Below are 12,051 nucleotides of genomic sequence, written 5' to 3' on the forward strand. Positions count from 1 at the left end.
CGCCCAGACCGACTCAGTCGTTGGACCGGCACGGGCGCGTACGCAGCGCGTGCACGTAGTCGTCCGGTGCCCCGGCCGCCTCGGCGGCATCGGCCAGCGCGCCCAGGTGCCGGGCGTCCGGGATGCCACCCTCGTACGTGTCCAGGACATAGGTCTCGCAGAGCAGGTCCTCGGCGAGCGCCGAGATCCGCACCTTGGTCTTGAAGTAGAGGCCGATGTCGGCCAGCTCCCACTTCTCCAGGGCTTCCATGTCCTGGTCCACGACGTCGTAGACCGCGACGAAGACCTGCTCGAACGGGTCTTGGACGATCGTGGCCGTCGGTCCGTCGCCGAGCACGTTGTCCTCGCCCCCGAAGGTGAGTCGCCAACCGCCCAGCCACCCGGTCGTGCGCAACGGCGAATGCGGGCACCGCTCACTCATCAGCGCCGGGTCGAGATTGACGCCATAGGCCGCATAGAGAGTCACGGGTCACGAGGTTACCGCCCAGTCCTCACCCGCTTGGGATCTATCTGTTATTGGCGGTCTACCCTTGGGTACGTGACCCACTTTGATGTTCTCGTCCTCGGCGCTGGCCCCGGTGGCTACGTCGCCGCCATCCGTGCCGCTCAGCTCGGCAAGTCCGTCGCCGTCGTCGAAGACAAGTACTGGGGCGGTGTCTGCCTCAACGTCGGGTGTATCCCGTCCAAGGCGCTGCTGCGCAACGCAGAGATCGCGCACATCATCACCCACGAGAAGAAGACCTTCGGGATCTCGGGTGACGCGACCATGGACTTCAGCGCGACCTTCAAGCGCAGCCGCGGTGTCGCGGACGCCAGCGCCAAGGGCGTGCACTACCTGATGAAGAAGAACAAGATCACCGAGATCGACGGCTGGGGCACCCTCACCGGGCCGAAGTCGATCGCCGTCAAGGGCAAGGACGGCGCCTCGACCGACTACACCTTCGACAACCTGATCATCGGCACCGGCGCGACCGTGCGCTCGGTCCCAGGTGTCGTGCCCAACGGGCAGAACATCGTGACCTACGAGGAGCACATCCTCACCGAGCAGCTGCCGAGCTCGATCATCATCGGCGGCTCGGGCGCCATCGGCGTCGAGTTCGCCTACGTGCTGAAGAACTTCGGCGTGGACGTCACGATCGTGGAGTTCCTCGACCGGATGGTGCCGACCGAGGACGCCGACGTGTCCAAGGAGCTGCTGCGCCAGTACAAGAAGCTCGGCGTCAACGTGCTGCTCTCGACCGCCGTCAAGGGCGCCGAGGACACCGGATCGGGCGTGAAGGTCACCGTGGCTCCGGCCGCCGGCGGCGACGAGCAGGTCCTCGAGGCCGACAAGTTCCTGGCCGCCTTCGGGTTCGCGCCGCGGGTCGCGGGCTTCGGCCTCGAGAACACCGGCGTCGAGCTCACCGACCGGGGCGCGATCGCTGTCGATGCCCGTGGCCGCACCAACGTCGAGGGCATCTACGCCATCGGTGACTGCACCGGCAAGCTGATGCTCGCCCACACCGCCGAGGCCATGGGTGTCGTCGCCGCCGAGACCATCGCCGAGGCCGAGACCATGGAGATCAACTTCGACATGATCCCGCGCGCGACGTTCTGCCAGCCGCAGATCGCCTCGTTCGGCTACTCCGAGGCGCAGGCCAAGGAGAAGGGCTACGACGTCAAGACCTCGTCCTTCCCGTTCTCCGCCAACGGCAAGGCCCGCGGCATGGCCGAGACCGTCGGCTTCGTGAAGATCGTCGCCGACGCCGAGCACAACGAGATCCTCGGCGCCCACATGATCGGCCCCGAGGTCACCGAGCTGCTGCCCGCGCTGACGCTCGCTCAGCAGTGGGACCTGACCGCCGACGAGGTCGCGCGCAACGTCTTCGCCCACCCGACTCTCTCGGAGGCGATGAAGGAAGCCATCGAAGGCATCGCTGGTCACATGATCAACCTCTGATCAGACCAATCTCTCGCGTCGAGGCCCGGATCCGCGGATCCGGGCCTCGTCACGTCTGCGGTGTCCTCTACACGCCCGCCGTGACCGGGCCGATCTCGATGCCGAGCAGGTCCCACGCCCGGCGGGCGGCGGCCTCGCGCGCCTCCGGGGTCGGTCCGTGCACCCCGCCGGAGACCATCGCGACGGCGAGCATGAGGTCGTCGGTGCTGTAGGTCTCCCTCGGGAGCCCGTCGATGGCGGTGCGTACCCGGTCGGCCAGGAAGCGGGAGCTCTCCTCGTCGGTGAGCCGGATGATGCCGACGAACGCGGTCGAGCGGATCATCTGCCAGGTGACGACGCCGAGCACATCGGCCAGCGTCGCATCGGGGCGGGCGGCGACCTGCTCGATGTCGCGTACGTTCCCCTCCAGCACCGCGGTGGCCAAGGTGAGCCGGTCGGGGAAGTGCCGGTAGAGGGTGCCCTGGCCGACGCCGGCGCGCTTGGCGACCGCCGACATCGGCGCGTCCAGACCCTGCTCGGCGAGCACCTCGCGGGCGGCGGTGACCAGGAGGTCCCGGTTGCGGACCGCGTCGCTTCGGGTCGGGTTGGCTGGGCTCGTCATCCCAGCAGGGTAATGGCCGGAGGATCTTTCGGCCCTCCGACCAATGCGGACAGAAACTGACCTGAACGCCTCATAGCGTTGGTGGTGTCAGAGGGAAACACCACCAAGGAGTCCATGTCATGACCGCAACCGCCGCCAGCGCCGTGAAGACCAGCGCCACCGCCACCCTGTCCCGTGAGCGCTCCGACCTGCTCGAGACCCTGGCCAAGCACCGCGGCTTCCTGCGCTACGCCGTCCGCAACCTGACCGACGACCAGGCCCGGCTCACCCCGACCGCCTCCGCGCTCAGCCTCGGCGGCCTGGTCAAGCACGTGTCAGCCTGCGAGCGGGGCTGGGCCGACTTCATCGTCCGTGGCGCGGTGGCGCAGGAGCTCACCCCGGAGAAGTACGCCGAGTTCGCCGCCGACTTCGTGCTCGCCGAGCACGAGACGCTGGCGGGCGTGCTCGAGGCGTACGAGGACGTGGCCGCGGCCACCGACGAGCTGATCCGCACGGTCGATCTGGACGCGGACCACGCGCTTCCCGAGGCGCCGTGGTTCGAGCCGGGTGGCCGCTGGTCCAACCGTCGCGTCCTCACCCACATCCTGGCCGAGACCGCCCAGCATGCCGGTCACGCCGACATCATCCGGGAGACCATCGACGGTCAGAAGACGATGGGCTGACTCTGTCGCTCCAGGGGGCGTGGAAGAATGCGGCCCATGGCGCGGGTGACGATCATTGGTGGGGGTCCAGGCGGATACGAGGCGGCGCTGGTCGCGCAGCAGCTCGGGGCGGAGGTCACGGTCGTCGACCGTGACGGCCTCGGTGGCAGCGCGGTGCTCACCGACTGCGTGCCGAGCAAGACCCTGATCGCCACCTCCGAGCTGATGTCGGACATGACGCTCGCCCGCGACCTGGGCATCCACTTCCGCGATCACCAGGGTGACCCGGCCACCGAGCTCTACGCCGACCTCGGGGTCGTCAACAAGCGGGTCAAGTCGCTCGCGCTCGCGCAGTCGAGCGACATCGAGAGCCGGCTGACCCGCCGCGGGATCCGCATCGTCAAGGGCACCGGGCGCATCGACGCCGACAAGCGTCAGGTGATCGCGACCCGGGCCCAGGACGGAACCGAGGAGGCGATCGAGAACGACGCGGTCCTCATCGCCACCGGCGCCCGGCCGCGGGTGCTGCCCACCGCACAGCCCGACGGCGAGCGGATCCTGACCTGGGAGCAGGTCTACGACCTCGACGAGCTGCCCTCGCACATGATCGTCGTGGGCTCGGGTGTCACGGGCGTGGAGTTCGCCAACGCCTACCTCAACCTCGGCTCCCAGGTCACCCTGGTCTCGTCGCGCGATCGGGTTCTCCCCGGCGAGGACGCGGATGCGGCGACGGTCCTGCAGGACGTACTCGAGCGGCAGGGGATGAACATCCTCAGCAAGTCGCGGATGGAGTCGGTGACCCGCTCCGGCGACGTCGTCACCGTCAAGCTGACCGACGGCCGCGAGGTCACCGGCAGCCACTGCATCCTCGCGCTGGGCTCGATCCCCAACACCGAGGGCCTGGGCCTGGAGGAGGCCGGCATCGAGCTCGACGAGGGCGGTTTCATCCGCACCGACAAGGTGTCGCGTACCTCCGCCTACGGCGTGTACGCAGCGGGCGACTGCACCGGCGGCTTCATGCTCGCCTCGACGGCCGCCATGGCCGGCCGGATCGCGATGCGCCACTTCCTCGGCGACGCGGTCATCCCGATGGACCTCAAGGAGGTCGCGGCCAACGTCTTCACCTCCCCGGAGATCGCCACGGTCGGCTACTCGCAGGCTCAGGTCGACTCGGGCGAGGTCGTCGCCGACACCCTGCGACTCGACCTCAAGGGCAATGCGCGAGCCAAGATGCAGGGCATCACCGACGGCTTCGTCAAGCTCATCTCCCGCCCCGGCACCGGCGTCGTCATCGGCGGCGTCGTCGTCGGCCCGCGCGCCTCGGAGCTCATCCACCCCATCACGCTCGCCGTCTCCACCGGGCTCACCGTCGACCAGATCGCCAACACCTTCACCGTCTACCCCTCGATCTCCGGCTCCACCGCCGAGGTCGCCCGCCGCCTCCACCACGTCGAGTAGTCACTTACGTCGGCCGAGACGTCACTTGCGTCGGCCGAGAAGGCACCCGAAAACGGTGTGCGAGCAGCGCCACGGCTTCGCTAGCGTGAGCGCCATGGGTAACTGCTGCATGACGATGTTCGTCCGGATCCGCCGCCGCTGACGGCGCGGATCCCACCGAAGCACTCGTCGCATTCGCGCCGCCACCTGGCAACCCTGCCGGGCGGCTCCGAGTGCTACCCGCAGGCCGCCCGGCTCCTTCTGTCTCGAGGAGCATCCATGCCCGACGTACGCCCTGGCCGGCACGAGCTCGGCCAGAACTTTCTCACCGACAGGTCGGTACTCGACCGCATCGTCCATCTCGTCTCGCAGCGGCCGGGTCCGCTGGTCGAGTGGGGCACCGGCAACGGCGCCGTCACCCTGGCGCTGTCCGAACTGGGTCGTCCGCTGGAGGGGGTCGAGATCGACTCTCGCCGAGCCGCCGAGCTGCGCCGACGGATCGGTCCGCACGTGTGTATCGCCGAGGGCGACATCCTGCGTCACGCGCCACCGCAGGACGCGGTCGTCGTCTCCAACGTCCCGTTCCACCTGACCACACCGGTCCTGCGCCACCTGCTCGCCTCGACGACGTGGCGCCATGCCGTACTCCTCACCCAGTGGGAGGTCGCCCGCAAGCGCGCGGGCGTCGGCGGTACGACCCAGCTCACCGCGCAGTGGTGGCCGTGGTTCACCTTCACCCTCGACCGCCGGGTGCCGTCGTCCGCCTTCCGACCGCGGCCGAACGTCGACGGCGGGCTGCTGCTGATCGACCGCCGTCGTGAGCCGCTGCTCCCGGACACGGACGTCCGCGACTTCCAGTCCTGGGTGGCGAAGGTCTTCAGCAGCCGAGGCCGCGGGGTTGCCGAGATCCTGCGCCGCAACGGTGTCCCCGCTCGTCTCGCCAACCAGATCGCTCAGCGGCGCCGGCGGTCTCAGGCCCCGGTGCTGCCGCGGGACCTGCGTGCGGAGGACTGGGTCGCGGCGTACGCAGCGGTCTGACCTGCCCAGACGTCACTCGCGCAGGCCGAGATGGCACCTAGGTGCCATCTCGGCCTGCCGCAGCGACGCTTCGGCCGACGCGGCTGACGTCTCGGCTCAGCCGAGGACGAGCACCAGGTCGCCGCCGTCGACGGCCTGGGTGCCGGAGAAGGCGAGCCGGGAGACGGTGCCGTCGACGGGCGCGGTGATGGCGGCCTCCATCTTCATGGCCTCGATGGTGGCGACGGTGTCGCCGGCCTTGACCGACTCACCGGCCGCGACCGAGATGGTCACGACGCCCTGGAACGGCGCTGCGACCTGGCCGGGAACGGCGGGGTCGGCCTTCTCGGCGGCGGCGACCTCCGCGGCGACGGACCGGTCACGTACTCCGATCGGACGCAGGTGGCCGTTGATGGTGGCCATGACGGTGCGGATGCCGCGCTCGTCGGGCTCGGAGACGGCGGTGAGCCCGAAGATGACCGTCTTGCCCTCGGAGAGCTCGACGATGTGCTCCTCGCCCTCGCGCAGGCCATAGAGGTAGTCGAGCGTCGAGATCACCGACACGTCGCCCCACTTCGAGCGGGCCTCGGTGAAGTCCTTCGTCGGTCCGGGGAAGAGCAGCCGGTTGAGCGTCCCACGACGGTCGGAGGCGAGCCCGGCGGCGTCCTCGGCAGACAGCGTCGGCGACGGCGCCTTCCAGGTGCGTCCCGCGGTCGCCTTGCTGCGGAACGGCTCGGGCCAGCCGCCCGGCGGGTCACCGAGCTCTCCGTTGAGGAACCCGATGACCGAGGCCGGGATGTCGTACGCGGCCGGGTCGGCCTCGAACGCAGCCGGGTCGGCACCAGCGGCGACCAGCGACAGCGCCAGGTCGCCGATGACCTTGGACGAAGGCGTGACCTTGGGGACGCGGCCGAGGATCTGGTTGGCCGCGGCGTACATGTCCTCGATCTGCTCGAACTTCTCGCCCAGCCCGAGCGCGATCGCCTGCTGGCGCAGGTTGGAGAGCTGGCCGCCCGGGATCTCGTGACGGTAGACCCGGCCGGTCGGCGCGGGCAGCCCGGACTCGAACGGCGCGTAGACGCGGCGTACGGCCTCCCAGTAGGGCTCGAGCGAGTTGACCGCCGCCAACGACAGGCCGGTGGCACGCGGGGTGTGGTCGGTTGCCGCCACCAGCGAGGAGAGCGGCGGCTGGGAGGTGGTGCCGGCCATCGACGCGGTCGCAGCGTCGACGGCGTCGACCCCGGCCTCGATCGCGGCGGTCAGCGTTGCCAGCTGGCCACCCGCGGTGTCGTGGGTGTGCAGGTGCACCGGCAGGTCGAACCGCTCCCGGAGCGCGGTGACCAGGGTGCGCGCGGCAGGCGCCCGCAGCAGTCCGGCCATGTCCTTGATCGCCAGCACGTGCGCCCCGGCCGAGACGATCTCCTCGGCCAGCCGCAGGTAGTAGTCGAGCGTGTAGAGCTTCTCGTCGGGGGAGGAGAGGTCGCCGGTGTAGCAGAGCGCCACCTCGGCGACGGAGGTCCCGGTCGCCCGCACCGCGTCGATCGCCGGCCGCATCTGGGACACGTCGTTGAGCGCGTCGAAGATCCGGAACACGTCGATCCCGGTCTCGGCAGCCTCCGAGACGAACGCATCGGTGACCTCGGTCGGGTAGGGCGTGTAGCCCACCGTGTTGCGACCGCGCAGCAGCATCTGCAGGTTGATGTTCGGGATCGCCTCACGCAGGTGCGCCAGCCGCTCCCACGGGTCCTCGGAGAGGAAGCGGAGAGCCACGTCGTACGTCGCCCCGCCCCAGGCCTCCATCGACCACAGCTGCGGCGTCAGCCGGGCGACATGGCCGGCGACACCGAGCAGGTCGGTGGTGCGGACCCGGGTCGCCAGCAGCGACTGGTGGGCGTCGCGGAAAGTGGTGTCGGTGACCGCGACCGGCTCCTGGGAGCGCAGCGCGGCAGCGAAGCCCTCCGGCCCGAGCTCGCGAAGCAGGTCGCGAGAGCCCGCCGGCGGAGCCACCGACAGGTCGAGCTTCGGCAGCTTCTCGACCGGGTGGAGCGAGACCGGCGCGGCGCCGTGCGGCTGGTTGACGGTCACGTCGGCGAGGTAGGTGAGCAGCTTGGTGCCGCGGTCACCGGATGCCCGCGCGGTCAGCAGCTGCGGGTGGGTCTCGATGAACGAGGTCGTGATCGAGCCCGAGATGAAGTCGGGGTCGTCGAGCAGCGCCTGCAGGAACGGGATGTTCGTCGCGACCCCGCGGATGCGGAACTCCGCCACGGCCCGCCGGGCCCGGGTGACGGCGTCCTCGAAGGTGCGCCCGCGACAGGTGAGCTTGGCGAGCATCGAGTCGAAGTGGGGCGAGACCTCGGCCCCGGCGTACGTCGTGCCGCCGTCGACCCGGATCCCGGCACCGCCGGGGGAGCGGTAGGTGGTGATCATGCCCGTGTCGGGGCGGAAGTTGTTGGCGGGGTCCTCGGTGGTGATACGGCACTGCATCGCCGCGCCGCGCAACTGCACGGAGTCCTGGGTCAGCCCCAGGTCGGCCAGCGTCTCGCCGGAAGCGATCCGCATCTGCGAGCGGACCAGGTCGACGTCGGTGACCTCCTCGGTCACGGTGTGCTCGACCTGGATGCGCGGGTTCATCTCGATGAAGACGTAGTTGCCCGCGGGGTCGAGCAGGAACTCGACGGTGCCGGCACAGGAGTAGCCGATCTCCTTGGCGAACCGCACCGCGTCCGCGCAGATGCGTTCGCGCAGCTCAGGGTCGAGATTGGGCGCGGGAGCGATCTCCACGACCTTCTGGTGGCGGCGCTGTACCGAGCAGTCCCGCTCGAAGAGGTGGATGACGTTGCCCTCGCCGTCGGCGAGGATCTGCACCTCGATGTGACGCGGCTCGACCACGGCCTGCTCGATGAAGACGGTCGGGTCGCCGAAGGCCGCCTCGCCCTCGCGCATGCAGGTCTCGACCGCCTCGCGCAGCTTGTCGGGGTCATCGACCCGTCGCATCCCGCGACCACCGCCACCCGCGACCGCCTTCACGAACAGCGGGTAGGGCAGGACGGAGGCGGCGGAGACGAGCGCGTCGACATCGGTGGACGGCTCGACCGACTGCAGAGTCGGTACGCCGGCAGCCTTGGCCGCCGCGATGGCGGTGGCCTTGTTGCCGGTGAGCGTGAGGACCTCCGCCGAGGGCCCGATGAACGTGATCCCCGCCTGGGCGCAGGCCTCGGCCAGCGCCGGGTTCTCGGAGAGGAACCCGTAGCCGGGGTAGATCGCGTCCGCGCCGCTCTGCTTGGCGACCTCGACGATCGCGTCTGGATCGAGATAGGCCCGGATCGGGTGACCGAGCTCTCCGATCTGGTAGGCCTCGTCGGCCTTCAGCCGGTGCTCTGAGCCCCGGTCCTCGTAGGGAAATACGGCGACTGTTTTCGCCCCGAGCTCGAAGCCCGCACGGAAAGCTCGGATCGCGATCTCGCCGCGGTTGGCAACCAACACCTTCTTGAACATGGCGGTCACGCTACCCATCCGAAGCGGGTCGTCCCAGGTTATGGGACGTTTCCTTTCAGTTGGTGGACAGCGGGGGCCTGCGCGAAGTGTGCGGATTCGTTGGGACCGCGCGACGGCTCGCGTCGATACCGTCGGCGGAATGAAAACCATGATTCGTCGGCGTCGCTCAGCTCTCGTCGCCCTCGCGGGCTCAGCCCTGCTGGCCGGATCGCTCACCGCGCTCGGAGCGGCGAGTTCGCCGGCCGCCGCGGCCGGCACCGTGAACTGCTCCGGCTCGATCAACGGCAAGGCGGGCGGCTACATCCGCAAGCGCTCCATCAAGAACAGCACGGTGACCGGCAACTATCGCAGCGCCGGCACGGTCAGCTGGTCGCCGCGGGCGTGGATCGAGATCGGCGGCGCCGGTGACGAGACCACCTGGAAGACCAGCTACATCGTGCCCGGCACCGACGGCACCGGCCGGACGGTGACGATCGGTGGGACCATCGGTCAGTCCGTGCTGACCGAGACGAAGTCCGCGCAGCTCTACCGCACCAACGGCTCCGCGGTGACCGGCTGGAGCCCCAAGAAGGTCGTGAACGGCCCGACGACCGCGGTCTACAGCGTCACCACCTCCGGCGTCGTGCAGCAGACCGCGCTCTCGTACTCCAGTGCGGGCACCCGCCTCGGCACGGTCACGAACCTGCCGGTCACCCTGCCGAGCACGACGACCGTCGCAGGCGTGTGGACGAGCCACAACGGGGTGATGTACAACCTCCTCTACTCGATCAACCCGAGCACCAACAAGCTCGAGCAGATCGTCGTACGTCCCGACCGTCCGGCGGAGGCGAAGAAGTACGTCGTCCGCAGCCTCGGCACCGGCTGGCGCTACATGTCGGTGCACAACTGCTACGACGCCGACGGCGCGGTCGCGGCCAAGGACATCGTCCTGATCAACCCGACGACCGGCAACGCGGTGCGCATCCGTCAGAGCAGCGGGATCGGGCACAGCACGACCTTCTCGGCCTCGACCCGGGTCGGCACCGACGGTTCGTGGAAGTGGAGCGGGATCAGCAGCTAGTGGACCCTCGTCCCGGCCAGAGGTCGAGCAGGTCCCCCGGGCGCAGCCCGAGGGCGTGCTCGATGTCGCCGGGCGAGGTCTCACGCAGATACTGCGAGACCAGCTGGGCCAGCTCCATCCAGTAGCCGCGCAAGGTCGACTCGGACAGGTACATCGACCGGCTCATCTCGGCGTACGTCAGTCCGCGGGCGCGGTGGGCGAGGACCTCGCGTTGCCTCGGCGTGAGGACGGTGATGCTGCGGCGGCGTACGAGGACCTCGATGAGGCCGGTGATATCCGGGGGGATCACCGGCTCATCGGCGGCGACCGCGCGGAACGCCGCCTCTGCCTCGGCCAGCGAGGCCGCCTTCGAGACCACGCCGGTCGCCCCGGCGGCGAGGCAGGCAGCGAGCACGAACCGGCGCTCCTCCTGGGAGTAGACGCAGACCCGGTAGCCGGCCTCGACGATGCGCCGGATGGCGGTGGTGCCCTGCGAGGCGTCGGGCTGGCCGGTGTTGGCGAGGTGGAGGTCGAGGATCACCACGTCGGCCTCCGGCATCGCCGTCAGCAGATCCTCGACGGATCCATGACTGGACACGAAGGTGAGATCCGGCAGGAGCAGGCTCAGCGAGGCGCGCATCGCCGTCGCGTCGTCCACGTGGCTGAAGCGCGGCCCGGAGGTCACGGCAGACATCACGGCACCTCCGCTGCGGTCGTCTGCGCCAGCGTGACCGTGGTACCGAGGTCGCGGATGCTGTTGATCTGGACGTCGACGCCCGAGCGCGCGAGCTGCTCGACGACCACCTCGCGCAGCCCGACTCCGTAGTCGGTCGCGGAGGTGTCGAAGCCGATGCCGTCGTCGTGCAGCGTGACCTCCCAGCCGGTGCCGTCCTCGTCCTCGGCGGCGTGCAGGACGACCCGGCCCGCCCGCGCGTGCTGGCGTACGTTGAGGAGCAGGCTGCGCAGCGCCGCGGCCAGGTCGTCGGCGAGACCCCGCGGGAGCGCGATGTCCTGGGCGAGGTCGGCGACCACCGTGATCGGGAGGTCGTCGAACTCCGCGCCGACGGCGGTGGCCACCGCCGCCAGGTTGGTCGCCTCGCTCACCGGCGGCGGGGTCTGACCGCTCAGATAGGCGCGCATCCGGTTGAGCTCGACCTCGGCCTGCGACCGCAGCGCGCCGTTGCCGTCGGCGGTGTCGGTCTCCACGAGCAGCCGCATCATCGCGGTGCCGTTGTGGATGGCGAGCCGGGCACGACGCTCCTCCTCGGCTTTGGCCGCTTCGGCGGCATAGCGCCGCGCCTCATCGGCCTCCGTCCCGATCCGCACGATCGTCTGACAGCCGAACCAGGCCAGCGGCCCGAGCACCAAGAGCGTCAGGCAGGTGCTCACTGCGAGGGTGAGATCGGCCGGCCCGTTCACGGTCGGCGCGATGTAGACCACCTCGGCCACCGCCAACGAGGCGAGCAGGAACATCCACAGCCACCGCGAGCGTACGGCCGAGAGCCCGCAGGACACGCACAGCGCATAGCCCAGCTGGAACCCCACCCAGGTGCCCGTACGCAGCTCCACGGGGACCGTCCACAGGCCCACGATCAGCAGCGCCACGGCGACGGCGACGTCGATCACGGCGTACGGCACTCCCGGCGGACGCCGGGTGACCAGGGTGATCGCCGCGATGCCGACGAGCATGACGGCCGCGAGGATCCAGCTGGCCCCGGTCAGCCAGGGGTGGTCGGCACGGGACAGCGCGGGCATCGCCGCGAGCAGCGACGGCGCCATCTGCGCGAGGGTCGCCAGCCGCATCCCGGCCACGAAGAATGCCACCAGACGCACGGCGGCTGCCCGAGTCGAGTGTGGCACCCGTGAATTGTCGCTGATGGTC

At 69.8% G+C, this 12,051-nt stretch carries 10 protein-coding genes; 5 read left to right on the forward strand and 5 right to left on the reverse strand.

The features are described 5' to 3' along the window. Positions 1–13: 13 nt before the first annotated feature. Positions 14–466 carry a gamma-glutamylcyclotransferase family protein gene (locus ACIO3S_RS06020; protein ID WP_141806039.1) on the reverse strand — a complete coding sequence of 151 codons (453 nt, stop codon included), beginning with the start codon at positions 464–466 and terminating at the stop codon, positions 14–16. 72 nt (positions 467–538) lie between these two features. Between ACIO3S_RS06020 and lpdA the strand changes: the two genes are divergently transcribed. Then, complete coding sequence (gene lpdA, locus ACIO3S_RS06025) at positions 539–1,939, forward strand: dihydrolipoyl dehydrogenase (RefSeq protein WP_400460528.1); 1,401 nt, start codon at positions 539–541, stop codon at positions 1,937–1,939. A 67-nt stretch (positions 1,940–2,006) separates the two neighbouring features. Here lpdA and ACIO3S_RS06030 read toward each other — a convergent pair whose 3' ends face one another. Further along, positions 2,007–2,540 (reverse strand): TetR/AcrR family transcriptional regulator, encoded by a 534-nt coding sequence (locus ACIO3S_RS06030; RefSeq protein WP_400460530.1) that lies wholly within the window; start codon positions 2,538–2,540, stop codon positions 2,007–2,009. A 119-nt stretch (positions 2,541–2,659) separates the two neighbouring features. Here ACIO3S_RS06030 and ACIO3S_RS06035 point away from each other — a divergent pair, with 119 nt between their 5' ends. The 3 genes from ACIO3S_RS06035 (at position 2,660) to erm (ending at position 5,656) form a co-directional block, all read left to right on the forward strand. Then, positions 2,660–3,202: a DinB family protein gene (locus tag ACIO3S_RS06035; protein ID WP_400460532.1), complete on the forward strand. Its 543-nt coding sequence runs from the start codon at positions 2,660–2,662 to the stop codon at positions 3,200–3,202. Positions 3,203–3,238: 36 nt separating this feature from the next. Continuing rightward, positions 3,239–4,639 carry an NAD(P)H-quinone dehydrogenase gene (locus ACIO3S_RS06040; RefSeq protein ID WP_400460534.1) on the forward strand — a complete coding sequence of 467 codons (1,401 nt, stop codon included), beginning with the start codon at positions 3,239–3,241 and terminating at the stop codon, positions 4,637–4,639. A 258-nt stretch (positions 4,640–4,897) separates the two neighbouring features. After that, on the forward strand, positions 4,898–5,656 hold the full coding sequence (erm, locus tag ACIO3S_RS06045; protein WP_400460535.1) for a 23S ribosomal RNA methyltransferase Erm: 759 nt from the start codon (positions 4,898–4,900) through the stop codon (positions 5,654–5,656). Between the two features lie 96 nt (positions 5,657–5,752). On the opposite strand, the gene ACIO3S_RS06050 is transcribed toward erm, so the two are convergent. Then, entirely contained in the window at positions 5,753–9,130 is a 3,378-nt protein-coding gene (locus ACIO3S_RS06050; protein ID WP_400460537.1) for a pyruvate carboxylase, read from the reverse strand. 139 nt (positions 9,131–9,269) lie between these two features. On the opposite strand from ACIO3S_RS06050, the gene ACIO3S_RS06055 reads away from it, so the two are divergent. After that, the gene (locus tag ACIO3S_RS06055) at positions 9,270–10,190 is read left to right on the forward strand and encodes a hypothetical protein (protein ID WP_400460539.1); all 921 of its coding nucleotides are present in this window, start codon (positions 9,270–9,272) and stop codon (positions 10,188–10,190) included. Here the strand turns inward: ACIO3S_RS06055 and ACIO3S_RS06060 are convergent. Together ACIO3S_RS06060 and ACIO3S_RS06065 are read right to left on the reverse strand one after the other, a co-directional pair. Beyond that, positions 10,180–10,863, reverse strand: coding sequence for a hypothetical protein (locus ACIO3S_RS06060; protein WP_400460541.1), 684 nt, complete (start codon positions 10,861–10,863; stop codon positions 10,180–10,182). The genes ACIO3S_RS06055 and ACIO3S_RS06060 overlap by 11 nt on opposite strands. Beyond that, positions 10,863–12,029: a hypothetical protein gene (locus ACIO3S_RS06065; protein WP_400460543.1), complete on the reverse strand. Its 1,167-nt coding sequence runs from the start codon at positions 12,027–12,029 to the stop codon at positions 10,863–10,865. Before ACIO3S_RS06065 ends, ACIO3S_RS06060 begins: the two co-directional genes overlap by 1 nt. Positions 12,030–12,051 lie beyond the last annotated feature (22 nt).

The organism is Nocardioides sp. NPDC087217 (assembly GCF_044744805.1).
GTDB lineage: Bacteria > Actinomycetota > Actinomycetes > Propionibacteriales > Nocardioidaceae > Nocardioides.

Coding starts and splice junctions, on each gene's coding strand:
- ACIO3S_RS06055 (WP_400460539.1), top strand. CDS start 9,270: ATGAAAACCATGATTCGTCGGCGTCGCTCAGCTCTCGTCGCCCTCGCG.
- ACIO3S_RS06040 (WP_400460534.1), top strand. CDS start 3,239: ATGGCGCGGGTGACGATCATTGGTGGGGGTCCAGGCGGATACGAGGCG.
- ACIO3S_RS06060 (WP_400460541.1), bottom strand. CDS start 10,863: ATGTCTGCCGTGACCTCCGGGCCGCGCTTCAGCCACGTGGACGACGCG.
- ACIO3S_RS06030 (WP_400460530.1), bottom strand. CDS start 2,540: ATGACGAGCCCAGCCAACCCGACCCGAAGCGACGCGGTCCGCAACCGG.
- erm (WP_400460535.1), top strand. CDS start 4,898: ATGCCCGACGTACGCCCTGGCCGGCACGAGCTCGGCCAGAACTTTCTC.
- ACIO3S_RS06035 (WP_400460532.1), top strand. CDS start 2,660: ATGACCGCAACCGCCGCCAGCGCCGTGAAGACCAGCGCCACCGCCACC.
- ACIO3S_RS06050 (WP_400460537.1), bottom strand. CDS start 9,130: ATGTTCAAGAAGGTGTTGGTTGCCAACCGCGGCGAGATCGCGATCCGA.